24 protein-coding genes are annotated in these 26,807 nt (G+C 51.6%); 15 read left to right on the forward strand and 9 right to left on the reverse strand.

The features are described from left to right. Positions 1–112 precede the first annotated feature (112 nt). Positions 113–3,784: an N-6 DNA methylase gene (locus CKO12_RS07625; RefSeq protein WP_200154140.1), complete on the forward strand. Its 3,672-nt coding sequence runs from the start codon at positions 113–115 to the stop codon at positions 3,782–3,784. A 113-nt stretch (positions 3,785–3,897) separates the two neighbouring features. On the opposite strand, the gene CKO12_RS07630 is transcribed toward CKO12_RS07625, so the two are convergent. The 3 genes from CKO12_RS07630 to CKO12_RS07640 are packed head-to-tail and all read right to left on the reverse strand — an operon-like array spanning position 3,898 to position 7,251. Further along, positions 3,898–4,566 (reverse strand): response regulator, encoded by a 669-nt coding sequence (locus tag CKO12_RS07630; RefSeq protein ID WP_200154141.1) that lies wholly within the window; start codon positions 4,564–4,566, stop codon positions 3,898–3,900. Further along, positions 4,566–6,311, reverse strand: a complete 1,746-nt coding sequence (locus tag CKO12_RS07635) for a histidine kinase (protein WP_338032715.1) — start codon at positions 6,309–6,311, stop codon at positions 4,566–4,568. Before CKO12_RS07635 ends, CKO12_RS07630 begins: the two co-directional genes overlap by 1 nt. Then, complete coding sequence (locus CKO12_RS07640; RefSeq protein ID WP_338032716.1) at positions 6,304–7,251, reverse strand: lysophospholipid acyltransferase family protein; 948 nt, start codon at positions 7,249–7,251, stop codon at positions 6,304–6,306. Before CKO12_RS07640 ends, CKO12_RS07635 begins: the two co-directional genes overlap by 8 nt. Before the next feature lie 80 nt (positions 7,252–7,331). Here CKO12_RS07640 and CKO12_RS07645 point away from each other — a divergent pair, with 80 nt between their 5' ends. The 4 genes from CKO12_RS07645 (at position 7,332) to CKO12_RS07660 (ending at position 10,940) form a co-directional block, all read left to right on the forward strand. Continuing rightward, positions 7,332–7,754, forward strand: coding sequence for a rhodanese-like domain-containing protein (locus CKO12_RS07645; RefSeq protein ID WP_200154142.1), 423 nt, complete (start codon positions 7,332–7,334; stop codon positions 7,752–7,754). Between the two features lie 96 nt (positions 7,755–7,850). Then, positions 7,851–8,729, forward strand: coding sequence for a hypothetical protein (locus CKO12_RS07650; RefSeq protein WP_200154143.1), 879 nt, complete (start codon positions 7,851–7,853; stop codon positions 8,727–8,729). Between the two features lie 83 nt (positions 8,730–8,812). After that, positions 8,813–10,027 carry an HDOD domain-containing protein gene (locus CKO12_RS07655; protein ID WP_200154144.1) on the forward strand — a complete coding sequence of 405 codons (1,215 nt, stop codon included), beginning with the start codon at positions 8,813–8,815 and terminating at the stop codon, positions 10,025–10,027. A 40-nt stretch (positions 10,028–10,067) separates the two neighbouring features. Beyond that, positions 10,068–10,940 (forward strand): HDOD domain-containing protein, encoded by an 873-nt coding sequence (locus CKO12_RS07660; RefSeq protein ID WP_420826832.1) that lies wholly within the window; start codon positions 10,068–10,070, stop codon positions 10,938–10,940. Between the two features lie 77 nt (positions 10,941–11,017). Here CKO12_RS07660 and thiC read toward each other — a convergent pair whose 3' ends face one another. Next, a complete protein-coding gene (gene thiC, locus CKO12_RS07665; RefSeq protein WP_200154145.1) occupies positions 11,018–12,907 on the reverse strand; it encodes a phosphomethylpyrimidine synthase ThiC in 1,890 nt (629 codons plus the stop codon). 126 nt (positions 12,908–13,033) lie between these two features. Between thiC and CKO12_RS07670 the strand changes: the two genes are divergently transcribed. The 3 genes from CKO12_RS07670 (at position 13,034) to rpsT (ending at position 16,141) form a co-directional block, all read left to right on the forward strand. Beyond that, on the forward strand, positions 13,034–13,624 hold the full coding sequence (locus CKO12_RS07670) for a hypothetical protein (RefSeq protein WP_200154146.1): 591 nt from the start codon (positions 13,034–13,036) through the stop codon (positions 13,622–13,624). A 205-nt stretch (positions 13,625–13,829) separates the two neighbouring features. Next, positions 13,830–15,743: a molecular chaperone HtpG gene (htpG, locus tag CKO12_RS07675; protein WP_200154147.1), complete on the forward strand. Its 1,914-nt coding sequence runs from the start codon at positions 13,830–13,832 to the stop codon at positions 15,741–15,743. Between the two features lie 134 nt (positions 15,744–15,877). Next, a complete protein-coding gene (rpsT, locus tag CKO12_RS07680; RefSeq protein ID WP_200154148.1) occupies positions 15,878–16,141 on the forward strand; it encodes a 30S ribosomal protein S20 in 264 nt (87 codons plus the stop codon). Positions 16,142–16,199: 58 nt separating this feature from the next. On the opposite strand, the gene CKO12_RS07685 is transcribed toward rpsT, so the two are convergent. The 5 genes from CKO12_RS07685 to efp are packed head-to-tail and all read right to left on the reverse strand — an operon-like array spanning position 16,200 to position 20,351. Further along, entirely contained in the window at positions 16,200–16,979 is a 780-nt protein-coding gene (locus CKO12_RS07685) for an ABC transporter permease (RefSeq protein ID WP_200154149.1), read from the reverse strand. A gap of 42 nt (positions 16,980–17,021) precedes the next feature. Continuing rightward, a complete protein-coding gene (gene gloB / locus CKO12_RS07690) occupies positions 17,022–17,798 on the reverse strand; it encodes a hydroxyacylglutathione hydrolase (RefSeq protein WP_200154150.1) in 777 nt (258 codons plus the stop codon). Positions 17,799–17,827: 29 nt separating this feature from the next. After that, positions 17,828–18,757, reverse strand: coding sequence for an ABC transporter ATP-binding protein (locus tag CKO12_RS07695; RefSeq protein WP_200154151.1), 930 nt, complete (start codon positions 18,755–18,757; stop codon positions 17,828–17,830). A 40-nt stretch (positions 18,758–18,797) separates the two neighbouring features. After that, a complete protein-coding gene (gene epmA, locus CKO12_RS07700; protein WP_200154152.1) occupies positions 18,798–19,772 on the reverse strand; it encodes an EF-P lysine aminoacylase EpmA in 975 nt (324 codons plus the stop codon). A gap of 9 nt (positions 19,773–19,781) precedes the next feature. Beyond that, complete coding sequence (gene efp, locus CKO12_RS07705) at positions 19,782–20,351, reverse strand: elongation factor P (protein ID WP_200154153.1); 570 nt, start codon at positions 20,349–20,351, stop codon at positions 19,782–19,784. Positions 20,352–20,385: 34 nt separating this feature from the next. On the opposite strand from efp, the gene epmB reads away from it, so the two are divergent. From epmB to CKO12_RS07740, 7 genes are all read left to right on the forward strand, one after another. Then, positions 20,386–21,399: an EF-P beta-lysylation protein EpmB gene (gene epmB / locus CKO12_RS07710; RefSeq protein WP_420826833.1), complete on the forward strand. Its 1,014-nt coding sequence runs from the start codon at positions 20,386–20,388 to the stop codon at positions 21,397–21,399. Positions 21,400–21,499: 100 nt separating this feature from the next. After that, positions 21,500–22,105, forward strand: coding sequence for a TerD family protein (locus tag CKO12_RS07715; RefSeq protein WP_200154154.1), 606 nt, complete (start codon positions 21,500–21,502; stop codon positions 22,103–22,105). Between the two features lie 42 nt (positions 22,106–22,147). Then, positions 22,148–22,786 (forward strand): vWA domain-containing protein, encoded by a 639-nt coding sequence (locus CKO12_RS07720; protein WP_200154155.1) that lies wholly within the window; start codon positions 22,148–22,150, stop codon positions 22,784–22,786. Positions 22,787–22,796: 10 nt separating this feature from the next. Next, the gene (locus CKO12_RS07725; RefSeq protein ID WP_200154156.1) at positions 22,797–23,438 is read left to right on the forward strand and encodes a TerD family protein; all 642 of its coding nucleotides are present in this window, start codon (positions 22,797–22,799) and stop codon (positions 23,436–23,438) included. A gap of 32 nt (positions 23,439–23,470) precedes the next feature. Continuing rightward, positions 23,471–24,112: a VWA domain-containing protein gene (locus tag CKO12_RS07730; protein ID WP_200154157.1), complete on the forward strand. Its 642-nt coding sequence runs from the start codon at positions 23,471–23,473 to the stop codon at positions 24,110–24,112. Between the two features lie 84 nt (positions 24,113–24,196). Beyond that, the gene (locus tag CKO12_RS07735; RefSeq protein ID WP_200154158.1) at positions 24,197–25,249 is read left to right on the forward strand and encodes a TerY-C metal binding domain-containing protein; all 1,053 of its coding nucleotides are present in this window, start codon (positions 24,197–24,199) and stop codon (positions 25,247–25,249) included. 59 nt (positions 25,250–25,308) lie between these two features. Beyond that, on the forward strand, positions 25,309–26,802 hold the full coding sequence (locus CKO12_RS07740) for a PP2C family serine/threonine-protein phosphatase (protein WP_242466254.1): 1,494 nt from the start codon (positions 25,309–25,311) through the stop codon (positions 26,800–26,802). The last annotated feature ends 5 nt before the right edge of the window (positions 26,803–26,807 follow it).

Raw genomic sequence — 26,807 nt, forward strand, 5'->3', positions numbered from 1 at the left:
GGCGCTGGCGCGGGGAGCGGGCGTCCGCAAGGGATTGAAAAAATAGGGGTTTTGTGTGTTGCTGCGGCGGGTAATTCAAAGCGCAGCTTGCCAATTAGGATAACTGAAATTCATGACTTCTCAAAAGCGTTTACAAACTGGTCTGGCGCAGGGATTGATTCAATTCGATGCCGAGCACAAGAATATCAATTATCGCAGTTGCAATAAAAATTATCGCTATTCTGATCCAGAGGAAAAAGTCCGCGCTCAAGTGTATCTCAAATTGATTCTGCATTATGGCTATGCGCCAGAAAGAATTGATTTGGAAGTGAAGGTGCCACATCGCACGCCGAATAATATCGCAGATATTGTCGTTTTTAGCGATGACGGTTTGAAAACGCCGCATATCGTGGTTGAATGCAAACAGCCCGATATTTCTGAGGCGGAATTTAAGCAGGCGATTGAGCAGGGTTTTGGGAATGCCAACTCGATCAAAGCGCCATTTTTATGGGTGACTTCAGAATTAAAAGAAGATTTCTTTGATGTGGCTAATTCTCCTTCAATGGAGCGAGAAGCTAATCGGATTGCAGATATTCCGCATTTTGGAAAGGATAAAGCGAACAGTTGGAAATTCACACGCGGCGGTGTGGATGGCATTGAGTTAGAAGTTGTCGAGCAGAACACATTAACGCAGATTTTCCGCAAAGCGCATGACGCATTATGGGCGGGCGGTAAACGCAATCCAGCAGAAGCGTTTGATGAATTAAGCAAGCTGATTTTTTGCAAAATTAGCGACGAGCGGGAATTACGCAAAATTGGTGAACCGTATCAGTTCCAAATCTGTGCCGGTGAACCGAAAGAAGCGTTATTGGCGCGAGTTAAAAACCTGTATGAAAAAGGGCGCTTGAAAGATGCCGAAGTGTTTAAGGATGACATTCGGTTGACGGCGGCTGAGTTGCAAACTGTGGTGGGCTATCTTGCACAGATTCATCTCAATAAAACCGATTTAGACAGTAAAGGTCGGGCGCTTGAAACCTTTATGGGTGATTTCTTTCGGGGTGAATTCGGGCAGTATTTTACGCCGCGCCCTATTGTGCAGTTTATTGTCAACAGTTTGCCATTAAATCATAACCAATTGGTGCTTGATCCGGCTTGCGGCAGCGGTGGTTTTTTATTGCATTTTCTCGATGCTGTGCGCCGTGAAGCTGATGCGCATTATTCGCAAGACTCACAAGATCATTATAAACATTGGCATAATTTCGCAGAGCGTAACCTATTCGGGATTGAAATCTCGGAGGCAATTGCTCGCACCGCCAAGATGAATATGATTATTCACGATGACGGGCATACGAATGTCGTGGCGTTTGATGGTTTGGCGTTGCCGCCGGTGATTGAGGCGGGCACGAAAAATCATGGTTTTCAAGCCGAGCGTTTTGATTTGATTGCGACGAATCCGCCGTTTGGTGCGGATGTCAAAAACGCTGAAAAGGCGTATATGGCGGAATATGAACTCGGCTGTAAAGGTGTTGATTGGATTGAGGCGAAATTAAAAAACATCAATTTGAATCGCACGACGCCGCGTGATCGGCAAAGTACGGAAATCTTGTTTTTAGAACAATGTCATCGCTGGCTAAAACCCAATGGGATTTTAGCAATGGTGGTTCCTGATGGCATTTTGACCAATTCAAGTTTGCAATATGTGCGCGATTGGATTGAAGAACAGTGGCGGATTTTGGCGGTGGTGTCGATGCCGCAAACCGCTTTTGCGGCAACCGGTGCGGGAGTAAAAAGTTCGGTGCTGTTTTTGCGTAAATATCCAGCAGCAACGACGGCACAAATTCGCACGCTGAAAGCGCAGGTGCAGAATCGGTTATTTGAGCTGCCCGAATACAGCGCGGAAATCAGTCGTTTGGAACAGGAAAAGCTGCGGGTCTTAAAATGCGGCGATGCGGAATGCCAACGCATTGAACAGGATTTAATTGCGCATTTGGACGCTGCGCAAGCTCAGGATATGTTTTTACGTCCTGAGACGCAGAAAAAAGTCGCGCCAATGAATAAATCGCGGCGCAAAGATTTGGAGCAGTTGACGAAAGCAGCGCGGAAGGAATACGAGAATAGTGAGGCTTTTAAGACTTGGAAGAAAGACATCAGCGATGAATTCAACGAGCAGATTAAGGCGGTGAAGGAAGCGTTACAGGAGACGATGCTGGAGCAGGTAAAAACGCAGTTGCTGGATTATCCAATTTTTATGGCGATTGCCGAAGAGATTGGTTATGACGCGACGGGACGCGCAACGGCTCAGAATGAATTAACCACCATCGCGCCAGAGTTGAAGCGTTTTATTGAGGCAGTGATCGCGGAGAAAGACGGTTTTTTTCAATTACGCCCTGATTTAGATGAAAACAAAGTTTTTCTTCTGAATTGGGGCAAATTGGATGGGCGGCTAGACCCTCAGATGATTTTGTATGCTAAAAAAACTTTAGTGTTTAAGTATGAAGTAAAAAAACTTAAAACCTTTTTACTTGGGTTTCCGCAGTATGGAGCCAACGAACAGGGAATAGATAGAACATCTGAAAGTGAGCCGCGCTATATTAGGATAACAGATATTGATGATTATGGATTGCTAAAACAAGATTTAGGGGCAACTGCGGAAAAAATAGAAGAAAGATATATTATGAATGATAACGACCTGTTGATAGCAAGAAGTGGCAATACGGTAGGGAAAGCATATTTACATAAATCAAATAGTGTTAGCTATAAATGCTTTTTTGCAGGATACATGATTAGATTTGTTTTTGATCCCACTTTGATCAATCCAGAATATGTATTTTGCTATATGCAACTTTCTATGTATTCAGCTTGGAAAAATGCAATTCAAAGAACTTCTGGACAGCCAAATATCAATGCAGAAGAATACAAAAATCTTCAAATTCCATACCCACCTTTTGACATACAAAACAAAATTGTAAGCATATTCAAGCAGGTTTACGAATCAAAACAACAGAAAGAAGCCCGCGCCCAAGCCTTATTAGAAAGCATTGACGATTATTTGCTGGGTGAGTTGGGAATTCATTTGCCGCCTGCGACGGAAAATGATTTGAAAGAGCGGATGTTTCTTTGTTCTTCAAGTCAACTTTTTGGCAATAGATTTGATGTTTTTTATCATAAAATACACTTTCTAGCCTTGGAAAACTGTTTACATCAAAATTCGTACAACGTAGTAAAATTAGGAGATTTAATTAAAGAGATTTCCTATGGCGCATCGGTTAGCAATACATACGTTGAAGCTGGCATACCATTGTTGAGAATAAAAGATTTGAAACGCAATGAAATTAGCACAGAAGATGTTGTATATCTTCCTGATTCCATGCGTAAAGAATTAGGTCGCTGTTTTGTTTCACAAGGTGATTTTTTGATTACCAGAAGCGGCACAATAGGCATTGTTGCACAAGTAGATAAACGGTTTAACGACTTTGCATTTGGTTCGTTTATGATTAGATTTAGACTTAAAGATGATTTTAGTGTCAATAGTCTTTATCTTTCGTACTATCTTAATTCAAAACCAATGACTGATTTATTTCAGAGGAATAAAATTGGTGCTATTCAAGGAAATATCACAATTCCTACTATAAAAAATGTAGATGTTATTTTACCACCACTAGAAAAACAACAAGAGATCGCCGCTAAAATCAAAGCCATTCGCGCCGAAGCGAAACACTTAAAAACCGAAGCTGCTGCCGAATTAACTGCTGCCAAACAACTGATAGAACAAATGATTTTAGGCGACAACCCTTCTATTCAATAACACGCTTGTATCAAAAAAACCCGCAATTGCGGGCTTTAACAAAACAAGTATTTTTTAATAGAGTTTTTTTGATTCCATTCTTGATTTTGCATCATTGCGTGAGCGCCTTAAAATTAATTTCTTTCTCCCACGCCCTGATTCAAACCCCGTTCACATAAACCACGCTCCACCGCAATCACTGCCGCTTCAACCCGCGAATGAATATCGAGTTTGCGCAGAATTGCTTTTACATGCAGTTTGACCGTGCCATCGGTAATTCCTAAACAGCGGGCAATCGTTTTATTGCTTTGACCTTCAGCAAGATGACATAGAATTTCTTGCTCGCGGGGCGTGAGATCAGCAATTCCGCTCGTGGTTTGCGCACTTCGCGCTTTTGCCTGCACCGCCCGCGCCAGCACGCTGGCCAATTCCGGTGCCACCACCGTTTGACCGCGCACAATTTGACCCAACGCTGCAATTAACGCCTCCGGTTCCATATCTTTGAGCAAATATCCCTGCGCCCCGCTGCGCAGCGATTCAATAACATCGCGCTCCTCGGCGCTCGTCGTCAACATTGCAATCGGCATCTGTTGCGCTGCGGCGCGGAGCTGGCGCAGCAATTCCAAACCGGTCACTTGCGGCATTCGCATATCTAATAAAATCACATCCGGGCTGGTATCCAGCACCCGTTGTAAACCGGTGCTCGCATCTCCCACCGCAATCACTTCTAAACCGCGCCGTTCCAGTAATTCTTGCAGACCACAACGGAATAAAGCGTGATCATCAATTAGCAACACGCGCATTAACTTAACTCCAGCGACCGGCGCGAACGACGCCGACAAATCGCAAATATGATTTCAATTCGAGTGCCATCACCCGGTTCACTTTCAATTGTGACTGTCGCACCAATGCGGCGGGCGCGTTCATTCATAATCGTTAATCCAAGATGTTCACCAGCTTGCGTGGGTACGGGCGAAGCACTAAATCCCACGCCATCATCTTCAATCAACAATAAACAACGCGGTTCTGAAGCAGTTAAATCTCCTTTTTGCAAAATCCCCCCAGCCCCCTTTTCCAAAGGGGGGAGATGCGGAAAATCCACCCTTTGAAAAAGATCACCGCTTAACTCCCCACTTTGAAAAAGATCACTATTTAACTCCCCCCTTTGAAAAAGGGGGGCTGGGGGGGAGGATTGGGATTTTTCCATCGTCAATAAAACCCGCACCGTTTGCGCTTGTGCATGTTTGCGGATATTAGTCAGCGCCTCCTGCACAATACGCAGCAGTTGTAATTCCACACTCGCCGCCAATTCAAACGGACGGCAATCATTTTGAAATAACACATGCGCCCCGGTATCGCGCCCCAATTGCTCCACCAATTTCGCCAGCGCCGGCACCAAACCGCGTCGATCTAACGGCGCTCGAAAACTCGCCAACAATTCCCGCAGCTCGGTGTGCGCCTCATCCAGCCCGGTGCGGATGCGCGCAAGATCGGTGTGCGCCGCCGCCGCCAACGGCGTATCGCCCAGCGAATCGCTCAACATCCGACACTGAAACCGCAAACTCGCCAACGTCTGCGCCAGCGAATCGTGCAGCTCATGCGCCAGCGACGTGCGCTCTTCAATAATCGACAGCCGCCGCGTTTCCACATCCGCCCGTTGTTTCGCAATTGCAACGCCGAGATGATGGCCAACGGTAAACAGCAAATCCATGATGTCCTCTCGCGCCGTCACGCCCGCCCGATCCACAAAAATGGTGTACACGCCGAGCTGCTCGCCGCGATGTTCCAGCGGCACCGTCACCACTTCAATTTCTCGACTGCTCAACATCCGTCGCCCATCAAGCTCGGCGCAATAACGCGGCTCGCGGTCGCACAAAATATCGCCCGGCGTCAGCACCATCCCGCACAAACACAGCGTCACCGGCGTCATCTCGTGCTCACGCACCAGCACGTTATCCAGCCCAATTGAACCCAACAGCCGCCGTGATCCATTCGGTGCCAGCAAGCGCACCGTCGCCGCCCGCCCGTTAATCATTTCCTTCAACACCCGCAAAAAGCGCAGCAGCAATTCCTCCACACTTTCCGCCTGCTGAATGCCGGCCGCCACGTCGTACAGAATTTTCAGCGAAGCCGTTTTCTGCGCCAGCCGCATCGTCTGCCGCGCCACGCGATTATCCATATCTTCATATAAATCAGTGAGTTCTTCGTTCAGCGCCCGAATATCCTCAGCAATGCCCGCCAATACGCCGTGATCGCACAGCGCCGCACTCGCGCCCGGCTCACCCTGACAGACTCGCGTCAACGACGTTTCCAGCCGCACCAGCGGAATCAACAACCGTCGCCGCAATTGCCACCACAGCACTGCGAAGCCGCTCGCGCCCAGCCCCAGCGTCACTGTCAACGGCGCATCGCCCGCCCGCAGCGCCAACGCCAGCGCGATGGTGAATGCGCCGCTGATGGTCAACAGCGGCAGCCATAATCGCGCCGCCCGGAGCAGCGCCGTGACGCTGGCGTTGAGATGCAAAGGTTCAGAAGTGCTGTCAGTCACCGGCGTGATTCCCGTGTAGCAGCGGCAGAGTTGACGTTGCGCTGTAGAGCTTTACCGCGCCCGGCGGCCGCCGGCGGAAGCGTTTATATGGCCACAGAAACTGCGTCGGGCAGGTACGCACACATTGCTCAATGCCGTAATTGAGCGCAGTGGCGGCTTCGACATCATCGGCGCTATCAATTCCGGCGGGCGCAGGCTGGCAGTGCAGGCGAAAACCGCCGTCATCTAACCGCTCGGCAAACATAAAAATCACCGGGGCTCCGCTGCGACGGGCAAGGCGATTGACCAGCAACATCGTGAAAGCGGGAACGCCAAAAAAGGGCGCAAATACTGCACCTTTATCCGCTTTGGGTTCCTGATCGGGCAGGATGCCGACGGCAGCGCCGCGCTCCAGCGCCTGCGTCAGCACCCGAATGCCTTTGATGGTGATCGGCGCAAGTTCTGCGCCGCTGCGACTGCGGGCGGTGCGGATCAAGGTGTCAAGATACCGCTGCGGTTTATAAAAGATCGCAGTCGGCCCTTGCGCCGCCAAATACAGCCCCGCCAATTCCCATGCGCCCAGATGCGGCGAGAGCACGATCAATCCTTGTCCGGCGGGACGTTGGAGCAGTTCACCGCCGCGCACCTCGCGGATGTGCGCTAACACCTCGGTGAGCGGGCGCTGCCAGAGATAGGCGATCTCAAAATAGGTGGTGCCGAACGCACACAGATTGCGCCGACACAGCGCCAATTGTTGCTTGCGGCTCAATTCTGGCAGACATAACGTGATGTTAATCAAGGCATTGCGGCGTTGCCGATTCGGCCAGTGCGCCAGCACCCAGCCGCAGCTCGCGCCGAGGCGTTGACTCAGCACCAGCGGGAGGCGGGCGATGAGGTGGATAAATTGTTGTGCCAGCCAATCCTTGATACGGATGGTCAGGGGGCGAGCTGAATGCGCCACGAGTTGGCTCCTGATTGCGACAGCGACGACGCAATCTCTAAGATAGAACGGTCTTATCACCTTAAAACGATGATTAAAAAATGACTACTGATGCGCTGCCACACAGCCTGACGCCACAAGCGGCGTGGGCGTTACTCAAAACGAATCCGCAGGCTATTTTGGTGGATATTCGCTCGGCGATGGAATTTCTCTTTGTCGGACATCCGCAGGGCGCGGTGCATGTGGCGTGGATTGACGAGCCAGATTGGGACATCAATCCCAATTTTGTGACTGAAATCCGCCAGTTGCTCCTCGGCGGCGCTGCGACCAACGCGGAGGTGCCGGTGATTTTAATTTGTCGCAGCGGCAAGCGGTCACTGGATGCGGGGGCGGCGTTGCGACGCGCTGGGCTGACGGCGGTGTATCACGTTGATGAGGGTTTTGAGGGCGAGCGCGATGAATATCATCATCGCAGTACGGTGGGCGGCTGGCGCTTTCACGGGTTGCCGTGGGAACAATGTTGATTGATTTTGCGTGATATGTTATGGCAACAGCGATCAAGTTTTAGGCTTCCACGCCGCTATTGACGCTAGGTTGCAAGCGGCAAAAAAGGTTCCAACATGCTCACTCCCATCTCGGTTCATCGCCTCTCATCCCTGCTCCCCACGCCCGCAGTGCGTCCCGTGTTGGTAGCTGTCGCACCACCTGCCGCCGCGCCAGTATCTGCTATCCGCACCGCTGACGACATTCTTGACGATCTCGCCAACCGCTTGGAGCAGGATTTGGATTATCAGATTTTGCGCCAAACGCTCAATTTGGAAACAGACACGGCGTTGCGCCGTCGCCGCGTGGCAGATACGCCGCCGCCTGCGCCCACGCTCAACACTGAAGAGATCGCCGCCGCATCCGCCCAGCGCCAAGAACGCACCGCCAGTTTGACCGTGACCTTTACCAGTGGGCAGCAGCGCGTGACGGAGGTCAGTGTTGAAACTGCCGATCCGCTGGTGCTTGATTTGTCAGGAGCGGGCATCACGACCAGCGGCGTTGACGCTGGGGTGCAATTTGATTTGAACGGCGATGGCCAGCAAGAACGCGTCAGCACCGCCGTTGGTGATACTTGGTTGCTGGCGCTGGATCGCAACGGCAATGCGCAGATTGATGATGGGCGCGAGCTGTTTGGTGACCAACACGGTGCCGCGCACGGGTTTGCGGAGTTGGCGCGTTATGACGCCGATGCGAGCGGACGCGCCGATGGCGTGATTGATGCCAATGATGCGGTGTTTTCCCAGTTGCGGCTGTTGCAACTCAGCCAAGACGGAACGCAGCGCACCCAGACTTTGGCGGAGGCGGGAGTGACCGCGCTGGAACTCGATTATCACCACACGCGCAAAGCGTTGAATGTCTATGACACGGTGGCGCAAAGCGGTCAGTTTCAGCGCACTGACGGCAGTCACGGTGAAGCGGCGGATGTGTTGCTGGGCTACCACAGCTTGAGTTAAGTCCTACTGCGTCCGCCGTTAGTTTCTGAAGCGATGCTGCTAGACTAGACACAACTTGACTTCATCCATCTGGGAATCCAGCTATGCAGCAGACTTCAGAGATTCTGTCACTGTTGACGGAAATCGACCTGATTCGAGACCTGACGCGCCCGCAGCGCGAGGAGTTGTCGAAACACTGCGCAGTCAGCGAGTTGGCACCCAAAAAGCGGATTCGGCTCACTGACATCGAGGGACATCGCCTCTTTTTGGTGGATGGGCACGCAGTGCGCTTGACGAACGGCAGCACCGAGCGGCTGGAGAGTTATCAGGGCTTGAGTGATCCGATCAGCCTGTTCGATCACAGCAGAGATGCCGACGATTGCATCATCACCGAAACGCCTTGCATCGTGCTCCGCATTCCCATTCAGGCGCTGGAGTCCGCGCTGAGTGCCAGCCTTGATGTCAGCGACATTGAACTTGATCCCGCCGAGGGCGAATTTCTCGCCGAGCTGTACGCGTTAATCACCAGCAATCGCTTGGAATTGCCCACCCGCCCCGAAGTCGCGCTCAAAATTCAAGAATTAACCAACGATCCTGATGCCGGCGTCGCCGAACTCACCGAGATCATTCAGCGCGATGGCACCATTGCTGGCGCACTGCTTCACGCCACCAACAGCCCGCTGTTTCGTGGCTCCAAAGAAATTCAATCGGTGCGCGATGCGGTATTGCGCTTTGGGTTTCGTAACACGCGGATGCTGACCACCAATCTGGCGCTGCGCCAAGCGTTCAAAACCAAACACACCGTCACCCGCGAGGCGATGGCGCAGGTGTGGACTGAAGGCGTGTTGTGCTCGGCGTACAGCTATTTATTGTCCGACATTCTCGGCATTCTCAATCACGAGCGGGCGCTATTAGCGGGGCTGGTGGCCGGCATTGGCGCAGTGCCGATTATTCAATTTATTGAAATGCGCGATCCGCATCCGCAGCCAGAACAAATTGCATCGCTGATTTCCAAATTACGCAGCATCACCGGCGTCTTGGTTATCAATTATTGGGGGCTGGGTGAGGATTTGGTGGCGGTGGCAGAATACTCGAATCAGTGGAACTATCGCGCCACGACGCCGGATTACGCCAGCATCACCACCGTAGCGCGGTGGGCAATGCTGCAAAGCCAAGGCTTGCCGCATCCCGCCGCGGCCGATGTGCCCGCTTTTGCGACCTTGGGCTTGTTGCCGCCACCGTTGCCGGGCGAACCCATCGCGCAATTGCTCGGTAGCGAAAAGGCGCTTGAAACCTTGAAATCAATGTTTTCTGCGTAAGATTAGCGCCTACGCGCTGAATTAACGGGAGATTTGTTGCGTGTCATCATCACTCACCATCGATGCTTTGATTAAAAAAACCGGGCGCTTGCTGGCGATTCCGCGAGTGGTGGGCGAGGTGCTCAAGCTGCTTGATGATCCCGGCAGTCGGCAAGCGACGATTGCAGGCTTGCTGACGCAGGACCCGGCGCTCGCCGCCATCGTGCTGCGACTGGCAAATAGCCCCGCCTTTGCGCCCTCGCGCACCGTCGATTCGATGGAACACGCCATCACCTTGCTGGGGCGCAACAATCTGCGGCGCTTGGTGATTGCTGGCGCGGTGACGCAGGCATCAGATCGGTTGCCGACCCAAGCGTTATTGCCGCTGGAGGTGTTTTGGCACCACTCCGCCTATTGCGCCGTGATTGGGCGGTTGCTGGCAGAGGTGGAAGCGCCGTCGTTAGCAGGCACGGTATTTTTGGCGGGATTGCTGCACGATCTGGGGCAATTGGTGTTGTTTTCGCAGGAACCGGAAGCGGCACACCGCGCCTTTTTGCGCAGCCTGAGCGATCCCAACGTGCTGACGCCGCAAGATGCAGAACGCGCAGAATTGGGCTTTGACCATGCCGAATTGGGCGGCGCGTTGGCGGAAGAATGGGGCTTGCCAGACAGTTTATGTGCCTGTCTGCGCTATCATCATGCGCCCATGTTGGCACCAGAAGCGGTGCGATTGCCGGTGATTTTGGTGCATTTAGCGAACACTGGCGCCCATTTAGCGGAATTAGATTCACGCGATTGGCGCGATGCGCCGCCGGTAGAGCCAGCGATTTGGACGCAGATACGGCTCCAACCCGCGACGCTGCTGGAGCTTCTCGATCAAGCGCAATATCAGGTATTGGCAGTGGAGGCGCTGCACGATCCGAATTTGCGTTAAATCACTGGTATCACGTTTCTGCTTCAACTTGCGGCCTGATTGTCAACAATCAGGCCGCAATTATTTAATAAAACCCGCTACACTTTTTTATAAATCTCCGCGCCTTTTTCTACAAACTCCCGCGCTTTTTCTTGCATTCCCGTATCCACCGCTGCTGCCAAATCAATCTGCTGCGCTTGTGCATACTCGCGCACATCCTGCGTGATTTTCATTGAGCAGAAATGCGGCCCGCACATTGAACAGAAATGGGCGACTTTATGCGCCGCCTGCGGCATGGTTTGATCGTGGAATTCCCGCGCCCGTTCGGGATCAAGTGATAAATTGAATTGATCGTCCCAGCGAAATTCAAACCGCGCTTTTGATAGCGCATTATCACGCAATTGTGCGCCGGGTAACCCCTTCGCTAAATCCGCAGCGTGAGCTGCGATCTTATACGTCACAATGCCATCGCGGACATCTTCTTTCGTCGGTAAACCGAGATGTTCTTTCGGCGTGACATAACACAACATCGCAGTGCCATACCAACCGATATTCGCCGCACCAATTCCCGAAGTAATGTGATCGTATGCTGGCGCAATATCAGTAATCAATGGCCCTAACGTATAAAACGGCGCTTCACCACAATCCGCCAATTCTTTAGTCATGTTCTCTTGAATCATTTGCAGCGGCACATGACCGGGGCCTTCAATCATTACCTGCACATCGCGTTCCCACGCAAATTGGGTTAATTCGCCCAGCGTTTCTAATTCTGCAAACTGCGCCCGATCATTCGCATCAGCAATTGAACCCGGACGCAACCCGTCGCCTAAACTAAATGCGACATCATACGCCTGCATAATCTCGCAAATCTCAGCGAAATGGGTGTACAAAAAGTTCTCTTGATGATGCGCTAAACACCATTTAGCGAGAATAGAGCCACCGCGAGAAACAATACCCGTTAAGCGATCAGCTGTCAGCGGCACATAACGCAATAACACGCCAGCGTGAATCGTAAAATAGTCCACACCCTGCTCGGCTTGTTCAATTAACGTATCGCGCATGATCTCCCACGTTAATTCTTCTGGACGTCCCTCAACCTTTTCAAGTGCTTGATAAATCGGTACGGTGCCAATTGGCATCGGCGCATTGCGCAAAATCCATTCTCGCGTTTCGTGAATGTGTTTGCCGGTAGACAAATCCATTAACGTATCGCCGCCCCACCGCGCTGACCAGACCATCTTTTCGACTTCTTCCGTAATGGATGAACTGACCGCTGAATTGCCGATATTGGTATTGATTTTCACCCGAAAATTGCGCCCGATAATCATCGGTTCCAATTCAGGATGATTGATATTGGCGGGAATGATGGCGCGACCGCGTGCAATTTCACTGCGCACAAATTCGGGCGTAATCAATTCCGGCAGTGCTGCGCCAAAACTATTACCGCGCTGTTGGCGCAGCAGCTTGGCGTAACGCGGATCGGCGCGTAATTCATTCAATCGCAGGTTTTCGCGCAGCGCGACATATTCCATTTCTGGAGTCACGATGCCGCGCCGGGCGTAGTGCATTTGCGTCACAATTTGCCCAGTTTTAGCGCGGCGCGGAATGCGCAAATGTTCAAAACGCAACTGCGCGAGCGTCGGATCGCTCTGGCGAATGTGACCGAAAGCGGAGCTGGGGCCGGTCAATAATTCGGTATCGCCGCGCTCGGCAATCCACGCCGAGCGCACGTCCGTCAAGCCCGCCATTAAGTCGATGTGGGCGTTGGGATCGGTGTACGGGCCGGAAGTGTCGTAAATAAACACCGGCGGATTGTCTTCAAGTCCTTGATTTGTTTGCGTTGGCGTCAGCGTCACCTCGCGCATCGGCACCTGTAAATCGGGGCGTGAGCCGGTGACATAAATTTTGCGCGAGTTGGGAAACGGCTGGGTGACGGCGGCAGACAAACGGGCGGTAGTGCGAACAAAATCAAGCGGGATGGCGCTCATCGGGGTTCCTTTGAAAGCTGAAACGGAGCGCACGCGGCGCTAAACAAGCAGATAATGAGAGGACAATGAGGTGATGCGGTGGCTTGCGATTCAATTCAAATGTCCTTAATCCTTGAGCTTCAGATTATGCCTAATTCGGCTGCGCTGCGCACAACCAATCACACCGGTCGCCTTATTCTCACTCCGTGTGATGCGACTGCTGCACCAGATAGCGCGGCGTTAATTGCGGCATTAACGCATTGTCAATGTATTGGTGCGCCATTATCAAATTCAATGATACCGGAACCGCGTAAATTTACAATTGGGGCGCAGTTTTTTACACTAGTATCATTTACTGGCTGCGCGGTAAACATTGCCACAGCGGGCAGCAGTTCATTCTGTCATGTGTATTTGCCACCACTCACGGCGACGCCTATTTTATACAGTGGCCGCAATACGCGCCCGCCGCGTTGTCCGTATTGTCGCTGCCGCGTCGTGGATTGGCGAGAGCGGTTTCATTCCGCAGTGAATAGTCCATTATTAACGGTGCAATGTCCACAGTGCGCAATGCTCGCGCCATTGCTGCAATGGGAATGGAAACAGCACGGCGGTTGTGGACGCCGCTTGATTGTCATTGAAGAAGTATTTCCACATGAAGCAACGCCCAGCGATGAATTATTAGCGCAATTGCGGGCAGTTAGCGGGGAACCATGGCGATATTTTTATATGCAGGAGTGATGTGGGTTTAATTTGAGTGGTTTAGGTACTATCTCGTCTCACTCCGCTGTGGAGTCGCTGTGCCGGTAGCGTCATTCCCCCTCAGGTGAGGCGGGGCGGCGCGGTTGTGAATGAACAAGCTGTTGTGCAATCCAATTGCAAGCAGAATATAATTGCATGGCTTTTTTTATTGAACCAAGATCGAACCAAGAAGGTAACTCACAAGATGACTGTTGAAGCGCATAAGGAAACATTGGAATTCAAAGCCGAAGTCAGCCAGGTGCTGGATTTGGTGATTCGCTCGCTGTACTCAAACAAGGAAATCTTTCTGCGCGAGTTGATCTCGAATGCGTCGGACGCCGCCGAGAAGCTGCGCTTTGAAGCCTTGAGCGACGGCGGGTTATATGAGGGTGACGCCGAGCTGCGCATCCGCGTGGAGGCCGATAAGGACGCCGGCACCTTGACCATTTCCGATAACGGCATCGGGCTGGGACGGCAGGAAATGATGGACACCATCGGCAGCATCGCCAGCTCCGGTACGCGCCGTTTTGTTGAGGCGCTGTCTGGCGAGCAGGCCAAAGACAGCACGCTGATTGGGCAGTTTGGCGTCGGTTTTTATTCCGCTTATATCGTCGCCGACAAGGTGACGCTGCGCTCGCGCCGCGCTGGTGTGGGCGCGGAACATGGCGTGTGTTGGGAATCGGATGGACGCGGCAGCTATACGCTTGAAACCGTTGAGAAAACCACTCGCGGCACTGATGTCATTCTGCATCTGAAAGACGATGAGAAGGAATTTCTCGACAGTTGGCGGCTGCGTTCGATCATCGGCAAATTCTCCGATCACATCGCGCTGCCGGTGGAGATGCGCAAGGAGTTGTATGGCGAGGAGGCGGAAGCGAAAAAGGATGAGCCGCCAGAATATGAGCAGGTGAATCGCGGCACGGCGCTGTGGATGCGGCCGAAATCGGAGCTGACGGAAACGGATTATCACGACTTTTATAAGCACGTTTCCCACGATTTCGCGCCACCGCTGGCGTATGCCCACAATCGCGTTGAGGGTACCAACGAATACACGACGCTGCTGTATGTGCCCAAAAAAGCGCCGTGGGATTTGTTTGATCGTGAGCAAAAACATGGCGTTAAGCTCTATGTCAAGCGCGTGTTCATCATGGATGAAGCCGACAAGTTGATGCCGCACTACCTGCGTTTTGTGAAAGGCGTGGTCGATTCCGATGATTTGCCGCTCAACGTGTCGCGGGAATTGCTCCAGCACAATCGCAAGATCGACACCATCCGCCAAGCCAACACCAAGCGCGTGCTCGGCGTGTTGGAAACGCTGGCGACTGAGGATGCGGAAAACTACGGCGCGTTTTGGGATGAATTCGGGCGCGTCATCAAAGAAGGTCCCGCTGAAGATTTCGCCAACAAGGAACGGCTCGCTGGGCTGATGCGGTTTGCCACCACCCACAGCGAGAGCAATATCCAACGTGAAACGCTGGATGGTTATTTGGAGCGGATGCAGGAGGGGCAGGAGAAAATTTATTACATCACCGCCGATACGGCGGTCGCCGCTCGCCACAGCCCGCATCTGGAGGTGTTCCGCAAAAAGGGCATCGAAGTGCTGCTGCTGTCGGATCGGGTGGACGAGTGGTTGATGAGCCATCTCACTGAATATAAAGGCAAACAGTTTCAATCGGTGGCGAAGGGCGATCTCGATCTTGGCGAGCTGGCTGCTGCCGAAGAACAGGAAGCCAAGGACAAGGCTGCCGCCGAGCATGGCGCGTTGTTGGAGCGGTTGAAAACCGCGCTCGGCGAGCGGGTAGAGGCAGTGCGCCCGAGCACGCGGCTGGTGGAATCGCCCGCCTGTTTGGTGGTCGGCGAGTACGACATGAGCGCGAATTTGGCGCGAGTGCTCAAAGCGGTCGGGCAAAACACGCCCGAAAATAAACCCACGCTGGAGGTCAATCTGGAACATCCGTTGCTAAAACGGCTGGAGCTGGAAAACGACGCGGAGCGGTTTAACGATCTGGGCTTGATTTTGTTTGACCAAGCGCAACTGGCAGAAGGCGGCCAGCTTGATGATCCGGCTGGTTTTGTCGGACGCCTCAACGCGCTGATGTTGAAAATGATGGCGGACTAAATCCGTCTACTGCCCCCCGTATCGCGGGGGGCGCAGTGCCAAGTGATTGACAATGCAAGCCGAATTCAAGAAGATGCGCGGTCTTGAACTGTATTAAACGCGCAGTTAAACAGCCAGATTTTTAGGAGCATCCATTGGCTAATTCACCGCAAGCCCGTAAACGCGCCCGTCAGTCCGAAGTTCGTCGTCAACGTAATGCCGCACAACGCAGCACTTTGCGCACTTTCATTAAAAAAGTGATTAAAGCGATTCGTGCTCAAGATAAAGATGCCGCTACCAACGCCTATAAAGAAGCAGTGCCGCGTATTGATCGCGCTGCCCGCAAAGGCTTAATTCACATGAATAAGGCAGCTCGGCACAAGAGCCGACTCAACGCGCATATCAAAGCGATGGCTTGAATTCAAAAAAACCGGCAACCGCCGGTTTTTTTATGTCTGCAAGTTTGTGGTTCCGGCGCTAACTTTTAATTCCCACTCCGCGCCGCAATAGCGATAAACTCGTCGCCGTTAAAATCACAATAAAGAGCGCCACAATTCCAAATGCCACACTCAACGGAATATCGCTCACGCCCAACAAGCCATAGCGAAACGCATTGACCATATAAAGCACCGGGTTAATGAGTGACAACGCCTGCCAAAACGGGGCTAATAAATCAATTGAATAAAACACGCCACCTAAATACGTCAATGGCGTGAGCACAAAAATCGGCACAATGGAAATATCATCAAAACTGTTGGCATACACAGCGTTAATCAAGCCGCCCAAAGAAAACAAAATCGCCGTCATTAAACAAATCAACAGCATCACCAGCGGGTGCGCAATGTGAATATCGGTAAACAGCATTGCCACAATTAACACTGACCCGCCCACCACTAAACCTCGCGCCACTCCGCCAGAAACATAACCCGCCACAATAATCCAATTCGGCGTTGGTGAGACCAATAATTCTTCAATATAGCGCGAAAACTTGCTGCTATAAAAAGAAGACACCACGTTGGAATACGCATTGGTGATTAAGCTCATCAGCACCAAGCCCGGCACAATAAAATCAAGATACGCAAAGCCATTCATGGGGCCAATGCGTTCGCCAATTAAATGACCAAAGATGACGAAATATAAGGTCGTCGTGACAACCGATGGCAGAATTGTTTGTACCCAAATGCGCGTAAACCGCAGAATTTCTTTGGTTAAAATCGTTGAAAATGTCACCCAATAGCGCGGCCAGTGATTCGTCATAGATAATGTCGTTTCTTTAGTCATTGCAGCATTAAAAACTATTTAATCATATTCCCGATCTTTCCACTGCCGCAATGCAGTGAATACTTCAATCGCAGAATGTAATGTTTGCCCCGCCGCCCGTTCCGCAGCGGCAATCACTGCGGGTTCATGGGTGCGTAAAAAGGGATTGGTTGCTAATTCCAATTCCAGCAATGAAGGCACCGTTGGTTGTTTCAATTCTCGTTGCGCTTGATCGGCATTCAACCGCGCCGCCAGCGCCGCATTGTGCGGTTCAACCCACTGCGCAAAACCCAGATTTGCCAGCGTGTATTCATGGGCGCAATAACACTGCGTTGCCGGCGGTAAGCTCGCAATGTGCGTTAATGAAGTCGCCAATTGCGCAAAGGTGCCATCAAATACCCGCCCACAACCCGCTGCAAATAGCGTATCACCGCAAAATAAATGCCCTGCGCTGAAATAAGCGACATGCGTTGCGGTATGACCGGGCACAGCGAGTACTTCAAAATCCGTATTCAAACCGGCGAGTTGAAAATGCTCACCGCCATGCACTCGCGTTGTGCATTGTGGAATACGCGGCTCATCGGGCGCGTAGATGTGTACCGATGGAAATGCTGCCTGCAATTGCGCCACGCCACCAATATGATCGTGATGATGATGCGTTAATAGAATCGCCGTTAAAGTCAATTGTTCGGCAGCAAGCGCAGCGAATACTGGTTGCGCCGCACCCGGATCAACAACTGCTGCGTTGCCGTTGTCAGTTGTGAGTAGCCAAATGTAATTATCAGCAAATGCTGGCAGTGGGCGACTATGCAACATGGTGAATTGTACTCTGCAATGACATTGATTTAATGCTTGTCTGCGATGCCGCGCCGATCAACCAATTCTAAAAACAGCCGTTCTAAACGGTTTTGTTTATTGCGTAAACTAATCACTTCAATGCCGTTGCGCGATAACGCATCAAATAAACCGTTAATGGTATGCTCGCGGTTCATTTCGACTTCTAACGTGCAATCATCTAATTGTTGCAACACAAAGCCGCCCAATTCTGGCAATTCCGATACCCGCCCGCGCAAATTTAATACAAACGTTTCGGTGTGCAGCGTGTTGAGTAAATCAGCCACGCTGCGGCGTTCGGCGATTTGACCTTGATTGATAATGGCGACATTGCGACACAAACTTTCTGCTTCTTCTAAATAATGCGTCGTCAAAATAATCGTGGTGCCTTCTGCATTTAATTTGCGTAAGAATTCCCACATGGAACGCCGAATTTCAATATCCACGCCCGCCGTCGGTTCATCAAGAATCAATAAACGCGGCTGATGCACCAGCGCCCGTGCAATCATTAAACGGCGTTTTAAGCCGCCCGACAAGGTGCGCATTTCGCTATCACGGCGATCCCACAAATCCAATTGACGCAATGACCGCTCGGCGCGGATTTTAGCCTCACGGCGCGGGATGCCGTAATAGCCAGCTTGATTGAGCACTACCTCGAAAACCGGTAAAAAGAGATTGAAATTGAATTCTTGCGGCACCAAACCAATACACGATTTGACGCTTTCAGGATCACGGTCAAGATCGTGTCCGAAAACGCGCACCGATCCTGATGTTTTATTCACTAATGAGGCAATAATGCCAATTACCGTTGATTTACCTGCGCCATTCGGGCCGAGCAGTGCAAAGAAATCTCCTTCTTCAACGCTCAGGTCAATTCCTTTTAGCGCCTGAAAGCCGGTTTTATATGTTTTGGTGAGTTGAGTAACAGCGAGTGCGGGCATTTTTTAGTAGCCACTTGGCAATTGATGAGGCGGAATTGAATTAGGCGCGTTCAATTGGAAAAGCAAGCACGGCGTCAATATCTGTTGCGCTCGTCGCAAGCATCAGCAGTCGATCCAAACCGAGCGCGACGCCCGCGCAATTGGGCAAACCAGCCGCGAGTGCGGCTAAAAAATGCGCATCAACTGGCGGCAGCGGTAATTGCTGCGCGTGGCGCTCGGCTAAATCCGCTTCAAACCGAGCGCGTTGCTCCCCGGCGTCGCCGAGTTCGGTAAAACCATTTGCTAATTCAATGCCTTGCAGATACAGCTCGAACCGCTCGGCAACCGGCACGGCGTCGGGGCGAATCCGCGCCAGCGCCGCCTGACTCGGCGGATAATCACAAATAAAGGTCATGCCGTTGCGACCTAAATCAGTTTCTAAACAATGCGTTAGCAGCAAATCTAGCCAGCCATCGTGATCTAATTCCAACTGCGCCGTCGCCACGCCCGCCGTTTGCGCGATTGCCCGCATCTGGTCAACGCTCGCCGTCCACGGATCGAGCGCCAGCCGCTCCCAAAACAGCTCGCGGTAACTGATTTTTTCGACCGTCAGCGCCGGTTGCTCCAGCGCCAGCCGCACCACCGCTGCGACCTCATCCATCAATTGCCGGTAATCCCAGCCGGGGCGATACCATTCCAGCAAGCTGAATTCGGGGTGATGCCGCCGTCCGCGCTCGTCATCCCGAAACACTTTGCAAATCTGATAAATCGCGCCGCTGCCGGCTGCCAGCAGGCGTTTCATCGGGAATTCCGGCGAGGTGTGCAAATAGCCGCAATGCCCGCCGCTGGCGCGGTGAACGGTAAAACTTGCCAGCGCCGGATCGGTGACGGCTGCGGCTGACAGCAGCGGCGTTTCCACTTCCCACACGTCGCGCTCCGCAAAAAACTGCCGCAGCCGAGCGAGCAGCGCGGCGCGAGCGCGAAGTCGCACCAGCGTGGCGCTGGGTTGCCAGTCAGTTGCAGCGGAGATGGTCATCAGCGGGCGTCACTCTTTGATGCGAGAAACATATTCGCCAATGCGGGTATCAACTTTAATCAGCTCATCGGTCTGCACGAACAGCGGCACCCGCACCACTGCGCCGGTTTCCAAGGTCGCCGGTTTGCCGCCACCGCCAGAAGTGTCGCCCTTCAAACCGGGATCGGTTTCAACGATGCGCAGCACCACGAAATTGGGCGGATCAACCGCGAGCGGCACGCCATTCCACAGCGTGACCCGGCACATATCGTTATCTTTAATCCACTTCGCCGCCTCACCGACTGCTGGCGCGTTGGCGGTCATCTGCTCAAAGCTCTCCGGGTCCATGAAGTGCCATTCTTCGCCATCGTTGTAGAGATATTGCATGTCCGTATCATGCACATCCGCTGCTTCAACGGTATCGCCGGATTTGAAGGTCTTTTCGACGGTGCGCCCGGTTTTCAGATTGCGCACCCGCACCCGATTAAACGCCTGACCTTTGCCGGGTTTAACAAACTCGTTCTCAACGATGTTGTATGGATCGCCGTCCAACATGATCTTGAGACCGCCCTTGAATTCACTGGTACTGTAAAAAGCCATGCCTTCCTCATTGTCTATGCCGCGAAATCGTCCAATGGTAACGCGAAGCCTGCTTGAAATCCCGCCCGCCCCGCCTTTGGTAAAGGGAAATGGGGGAGATTCGGCCATCACCGCAGTCACTGAACTGCTCGCTGCGTTGGAACTCAAACCCGCCGATATTCCCGATCTTGATCCCGATCCCAGCCCGTTTTGCCTGTTGGTACCGCGTGAGTTTGTCGCCCTGATGCAGCCGGGCAACCCGCACGATCCGCTGCTGCGCCAAATCCTGCCGCTGCGCAGTGAAGAACGGCGCGTCGCCGGTTACGTCACCGATCCGGTCAACGACACCGCCGCGCTTCACGCGCCGGGGCTGTTGCACAAATACAACGGACGCGCCCTGCTGCTGACGACGGCGGCCTGTGCGCTGCATTGCCGCTACTGTTTTCGCCGGCATTTGCAGCCCGCCACGCTCGGCATGTCCACCCGCCACCACGCGCTGGCCATCGCGCAGATCGCGCAAGATTCATCGTTGACCGAAGTCATTTTGAGCGGCGGCGAGCCGTTGCTGCTCGACGATGCGCAATTGGAAATACTGCTGGCGCAACTCGCCGCCATTCCGCATCTGCGCCGGGTGCGGATTCACACCCGCCTGCCGACGCTGCTGCCGACGCGGATCACGCCGCAACTGTGCGCAATGTTGAGCAATTCGCGCCTGACACCGGCGCTTGTGCTGCACGTCAATCACGCGCAGGAATTGGGCAGCGCCGCCGCCGCCGCGCTCCAAAAGTTGCGGCACGCAGGAATCGCCGTCTTCAATCAAAGCGTCTTGCTGCGCGGAGTGAATGATGATTGCGCAGTGCTGGCACAATTGAGTGAACGATTATTTGAATGCGGCGCGGTGCCGTATTACCTGCACCAACTTGATCCGGTTGCTGGCGCAGCGCATTTTCAAGTCAGCGACGTGACCGCCCGACAATTATTAGAACGACTCCGCGCCCAATTGCCGGGGTATTTAGTACCGCGATTGGTGCGCGAAATTCCTGGCGCTGCCGCAAAATATCCGCTGTAAATTAGCAGCGCACAACAAAAACAACGCAGTAAAATAATCCGTTTTTTAAGTGTTACGCTCATCCCATTCACAACAGTATCAATCGTTTTGGAGGTGAATTATGGCTGTTGCTTTGAAAAAAGGTGCAAATCTATCCCTGTCAAAAACAGACCCCAGTCTGCGGCAGATTTTAGTTGGTTTGGGCTGGTCAGCGCGAGCAACGGATGGCGATGATTTTGATCTTGATGCCAGCGCCTTTTTATTGACAAATACCGGTAAAGTTCGCGGCGATGGAGATTTTGTGTTTTATAACCAACTCACTTCATCTTGTGGCGCAGTCGAACACACCGGCGATAATCGCACGGGTGCGGGAGAAGGTGATGATGAAGCAATTAAAATTGATCTCGAACGCATCGCCGACGATATTGCTCGCATCGTGATTTGCGTCACTATTTATGATGCTGAACAGCGTTACCAGAGTTTTGGTCAAGTCTCGGATGCGTTTATTCGCATCGTCAATCTCAACTTACTTGACGCGCAAGGGCAGCCACGCCCAGAGGCTGAAGTTGCACGCTTTGATTTATCTGAAGATTACGGCACTGAAACCGCCATGATTTTTGGTGAAGTCTATCGGCATCGCGGTGATTGGAAATTCAAAGCAGTTGGTCAGGGATTTAAAGATGGTTTAGAAGCGTTATGCCGTCAATTTGGCGTGGCAGTTGTTTGACGTGCGCAACAGCGAGATCAATAACCAGTTGAGGAGTAAATAATGCGCAGATTGCCCGTGTATTTAGTGCTCGACACCTCTGGCTCCATGAGTGGTGAACCGATTGAAGCCGTCAAAAATGGTGTTCAGCTTTTAGTATCAACCTTGCGTCAAGACCCTTACGCACTCGAAACCGCGTTTTTATCCGTGATTACTTTTGATAGCAACGCTCGCCAAGTGATGCCACTGAGTGAATTGGCCACTTTTCAAACGCCCAATTTAGTCGCTACCGGGGTCACTGCATTTGGCGCGGCGCTGGCATTATTAGCGGAACGGATTGAAGCGGAAGTTGCAAAAACTACCGCTGATGCCAAAGGCGACTGGAAACCGTTGATATTTATGATGACTGACGGTTCACCAACGGATGATTGGCGGCGTGGTTTAGACGCATTAAAAAAAGTACGCACCGGGATGATGATTGCCTGCGCCGCTGGGCAAAGTGCGGAAACCACGATCTTAAAACAGATCACCGAAATTGTGGTCGCACTCGACACCGCTGATGCCAATACAATTAAGGCGTTTTTCAAATGGGTGTCTGCGTCAGTATCGACCGGCAGCCAAAAAGTCGATCAGGCGCGTAAAGAAGTCACCGGTTTGGATGATTTACCGCCGCCACCACCGGAAGTGAATTTAGTTCTTTGAGGTTTTCATCATGGGAATTTCACTGCAAAAAGGTCAAGGCATAAGCCTTAAAAAGAGCGAGCATGATCTTTCAAAAGTCACCATTGGTTTAGGTTGGGATATTCATTCAGCCAAACCCGGTTTATTTGCGGGATTGCTGGGTAAACCACCACCAGATTATGATTTAGATGTTGCGGCTTTTCTCTGTGAAGCCGATGGCAAGGTGCATAATCTGGGTCACGACACCAACGGCAAAGCCACCTTGATTGATAGCGATGTGATCTTTTTTAATAATTTATCTCATCGCTCTGGCTGTTTATGGCTGACCGGCGATAACCGTACCGGCTCAGGCACTGGTGACGATGAACAAATCATCGTGAAACTCAACGATTTACCGGTGCAATATACGAAAGTGGTTTTTGTCGTGCAGATTTATCAAGGCATTAAAAACAATCAAAGTTTTGCCAACGTGAATAATGCGTTTATTCGCGCAGTGGATGCACGCGGACAAGAAATGGTGCGCTTTGATTTGTCGGGCGGTGCCTATAACGACACCTGTCGTTCCTTGCTCTTTGCTGAATTGATACGCGAATCTAGCGGCTGGATATTTAAGGCAATTGGCACTGCTTCGGCATCAGATAACTTCGTGGATTGGCTGAAACAATACGTTTAAGCTGTCATCATTTTCACTTTCGGGGCATTCACATGAGCTTGCGCCGCCTTCCGGTTTACATTTTGCTTGACACTTCTGGCTCAATGCGGGGTGAGCCAATTTATTCCGTTAATGTTGGTTTGCAAGCCATGTTGAGTGCCTTGCGGCAAGACCCCTATGCGTTAGAAAGCGTCCATTTATCAATCATCACCTTTGATATTGCAGCGCGTGAATATCTACCACTCACGCCGTTAGCCGATGTGCAAATTGATGAGATTCAGGTTCCCGATGCTGGTGCAACTTTTTTAGGTGCCGCGCTGGAATTGTTAATTGCGTGTTTAGATCGAGATGTGAAAAAAAGCACAGCAGACACCAAAGGTGATTGGCGTCCGTTGTTATTTATAATGACCGATGGCAGCCCGTCTGATTTACATGCGTTTCGCCAAGCGATTCCTGCATTAAAACGGCGCAATTTAGCATCAATTGTCGCTTGTGCGGCTGGCCCTAAAGCCAAGGAAGAAGCGTTGCGCGAATTAACGGATCGCGTGGTTATGCTTGATACAATGGATGCCGCTACCTTTTCCGGGTTTTTCAAATGGGTATCGGCAAGCGTGGCGGCGGGATCAAGCAGCGCCGGAATCAATGATGCAGTGACGTTACCGCCGCCACCGCCCGAAGTGCAGTTAGTCCTTTAGACGTAGCTGCAATAGCATTGCATCTATTGATCAATGCGTGATGTGAAGTAAACAATTGATCTTGTTTTTTATTCGGAGCAACCAATGCGTAGACTTCCCGTGTTTTTTGTTTTGGACTGTTCAGAATCAATGGTTGGTGATTCATTAAAACAAATGGAAGAAGGAATGCAGGCGATTGTGCGCACGCTGCGCACTGATCCTCATGCGCTGGAAACGGTTTATCTTGCCGTGATTGCTTTTGCGGGATTGGCTAAAACGATTGTACCGCTCATTGAAGTGTTTTCGTTTTATCCACCGAAATTACCGCTGGGCAGCGGCACCAGTTTGGGTGCGGCGTTGATGGTGTTAATGAATGAAATGGATCGCGCTGTTGTGAAAACCACGCCAGAGCAAAAAGGCGATTGGAAACCATTGGTATATTTATTTACTGATGGTCATCCAACTGATGATCCCGGTCCGATGATTGCGCGATGGAATGCGCACTATTCCCGCCGCGCCACACTGATTGCAGTTGGTTTAGGGCGTGATGTTGATTTTTCGATATTGCGGCAATTGACCGAGCATGTGATTCAATTTAAGCCCAATCAAACTGGTGATTTTACGCACTTTATCAATTGGATTAGCGCCTCAGTTGTCGCGCAAAGTAAAAGCGTTGGCGAGGGAGTGGAAAAGGATTCATTGCCAGCACTTGATTTGTCATTTATGCAGTTGATTAAAACGCCGCCGCCCAATCTTGCCGATAGCAGTTGCGTGACGTTAGTCGGGCGTTGTCAGAACACGCGCAAACCGTATTTGATTAAATATGAAAGCGAGTTACACAATCTCGCTAATCTGGATTTTAAGATCGCCGTGCCGATGTATCGTTTAACCGGCTGTTATCCGCTCAGTGAGGATTATTTTGAGTGGTCAGATGGCTGTGCGGTTGAATTGAAAGTGAATACCGCCAATTTATTAGGTGCGCCGGGCTGTCCCTATTGTGGCAATAGCATTGCTTTTGCAGTATGCGGCTGCGGCAAGCTCTTATGTATCAACGAACCGGGTGAGGCGATTTGTCCTTGGTGCAACGAAACAGTGAATTTTCAACCGCATTCTGGCAATGAACAACATGGCTTTGATGTTGGGCGGAGTCGGGGTTAATCACCATGAGTGCGCAGCGTTCGGAATTTAACCAAAAACAACGCCTTCAAATGATAGCAATGCTGCGAGGATTATTTGAAAATAATCCGCGTCCATTTTTTGATCGGCGCGGCTTTTCACCGGAAGCACTTGATGATTTTGTGAAACGCGAGGAAGTGCTGAATCAAACGTTTCAGTTTGTAACACAGTTAATGAACATTTGGAAAGCGCAATATCCCAATGATATTCCGCTTAAACCTCTGCCGCTTTCATCCAATTTGAATAAAACTATGCCGCAACCAATGACACCACCTATTCAGGAATCGGCAACCAGTGTTCAAGAAATTATTCCACCTGAGCCGGTAAAACTATCAAAACCGATTCCGCCGCGCTCGCCAACTGCGCCTGCGCCAACTGTGCGTTTTACGCTGCCCAATGCCAAGGTCGGCGTGGCGTATCGCGCTCGCGTGGAGGGGCACACGGCTGAAGGCGCGGCGCAGGTTGTGGAGCTGCGGCTGCCGGACGATCTCGGCCTCCACTTTGATGCCGAACGTGTTGAATTACATGGTATTCCGACGTTGGCGGGTGAGCATGTGTTGCGTGTGTTGTGGACGCTGGATCGCCGCGAACGCTATTCGAGCGACTGTATTTTGATCGTCAATCCCGATCCCAAAACGCTGTGGCAGGTGAAAGAACCCGCCGCCGATGCGCCTTATCCAAAAAATCACGCTGTATATCAATTACTTACTGGCTTTGGCTTTCGTCTCGCTGCTGCGAGTCGGCGCGGGCGCTCGCACGAACACGCCGGAACCTTTCGTGATGATGATTTTGTCATTGAATTGATTGATAAAACTGACTGGGCGCTGCTGCTCGTTGCTGACGGTGCGGGCAGCGCCAACTTTTCGCGGGAAGGCTCGCGGTTAGCGGTAATGACAGCGCGTGAGCAATTAACGCGAGAATTATCTGCAACTACCGGCGCAAAACTGATTGAAGCATTAAAGCATTGGGATCACGATTCTGATGCGAAACAAATGATTGGCAGCGAATGTCATTATTTATTTCATCGGGTCGCAACGCAAGTGGTGGAAGCAATTGAAAAAGAAGCGCAGCAACGGAATAGTGAAAGCCGCAATTATGCAACCACATTATTGGCAGCAATTGTAAATCGGCAGGGCAATGATACCTTTTTGGCGACCTTTTGGATGGGCGATGGCGCAATTGCTGCGTATGGGCCACGCGGCAAAGTGCGTTTAATGGGAACACCAGATGGCGGTGAATTTGCCGGACAAACGCGCTTTTTAGATCGCGCTGCATTAAATGATCACGGTTTTGCAAAACGCATCGGCATCGGACGTTTTGCAGATTTAACTGCAATTTTTTTAATGACTGATGGCGTTTCTGATCCGCGTTTTGAAACGGATCGCGGTTTAAGCGAAGCAACCAATTGGGATGCACTGTGGGATGAATTGCAACCCATTTTAACCAGCACCACTCCAGAGATCGCGTTATGTGATTGGCTGCATTTTTTCACTGCCGGACATCACGATGACCGGACTTTAGCCGTGCTGTGGTGAGTGAT

Origin of the sequence: Chromatium okenii, assembly GCF_016583745.1 — a bacterium.
In the GTDB taxonomy this organism is placed as follows: Bacteria; Pseudomonadota; Gammaproteobacteria; order Chromatiales; family Chromatiaceae; genus Chromatium; species Chromatium okenii.

Coding starts and splice junctions, on each gene's coding strand:
- CKO12_RS07625 (WP_200154140.1), top strand. CDS start 113: ATGACTTCTCAAAAGCGTTTACAAACTGGTCTGGCGCAGGGATTGATT.
- CKO12_RS07630 (WP_200154141.1), bottom strand. CDS start 4,566: ATGCGCGTGTTGCTAATTGATGATCACGCTTTATTCCGTTGTGGTCTG.
- CKO12_RS07645 (WP_200154142.1), top strand. CDS start 7,332: ATGACTACTGATGCGCTGCCACACAGCCTGACGCCACAAGCGGCGTGG.
- CKO12_RS07650 (WP_200154143.1), top strand. CDS start 7,851: ATGCTCACTCCCATCTCGGTTCATCGCCTCTCATCCCTGCTCCCCACG.
- CKO12_RS07655 (WP_200154144.1), top strand. CDS start 8,813: ATGCAGCAGACTTCAGAGATTCTGTCACTGTTGACGGAAATCGACCTG.
- thiC (WP_200154145.1), bottom strand. CDS start 12,907: ATGAGCGCCATCCCGCTTGATTTTGTTCGCACTACCGCCCGTTTGTCT.
- CKO12_RS07670 (WP_200154146.1), top strand. CDS start 13,034: ATGCCTAATTCGGCTGCGCTGCGCACAACCAATCACACCGGTCGCCTT.
- htpG (WP_200154147.1), top strand. CDS start 13,830: ATGACTGTTGAAGCGCATAAGGAAACATTGGAATTCAAAGCCGAAGTC.
- CKO12_RS07685 (WP_200154149.1), bottom strand. CDS start 16,979: ATGACGAATCACTGGCCGCGCTATTGGGTGACATTTTCAACGATTTTA.
- gloB (WP_200154150.1), bottom strand. CDS start 17,798: ATGTTGCATAGTCGCCCACTGCCAGCATTTGCTGATAATTACATTTGG.
- CKO12_RS07695 (WP_200154151.1), bottom strand. CDS start 18,757: ATGCCCGCACTCGCTGTTACTCAACTCACCAAAACATATAAAACCGGC.
- epmA (WP_200154152.1), bottom strand. CDS start 19,772: ATGACCATCTCCGCTGCAACTGACTGGCAACCCAGCGCCACGCTGGTG.
- efp (WP_200154153.1), bottom strand. CDS start 20,351: ATGGCTTTTTACAGTACCAGTGAATTCAAGGGCGGTCTCAAGATCATG.
- epmB (WP_420826833.1), top strand. CDS start 20,386: ATGGTAACGCGAAGCCTGCTTGAAATCCCGCCCGCCCCGCCTTTGGTA.
- CKO12_RS07715 (WP_200154154.1), top strand. CDS start 21,500: ATGGCTGTTGCTTTGAAAAAAGGTGCAAATCTATCCCTGTCAAAAACA.
- CKO12_RS07720 (WP_200154155.1), top strand. CDS start 22,148: ATGCGCAGATTGCCCGTGTATTTAGTGCTCGACACCTCTGGCTCCATG.
- CKO12_RS07725 (WP_200154156.1), top strand. CDS start 22,797: ATGGGAATTTCACTGCAAAAAGGTCAAGGCATAAGCCTTAAAAAGAGC.
- CKO12_RS07730 (WP_200154157.1), top strand. CDS start 23,471: ATGAGCTTGCGCCGCCTTCCGGTTTACATTTTGCTTGACACTTCTGGC.
- CKO12_RS07735 (WP_200154158.1), top strand. CDS start 24,197: ATGCGTAGACTTCCCGTGTTTTTTGTTTTGGACTGTTCAGAATCAATG.
- CKO12_RS07740 (WP_242466254.1), top strand. CDS start 25,309: ATGCTGCGAGGATTATTTGAAAATAATCCGCGTCCATTTTTTGATCGG.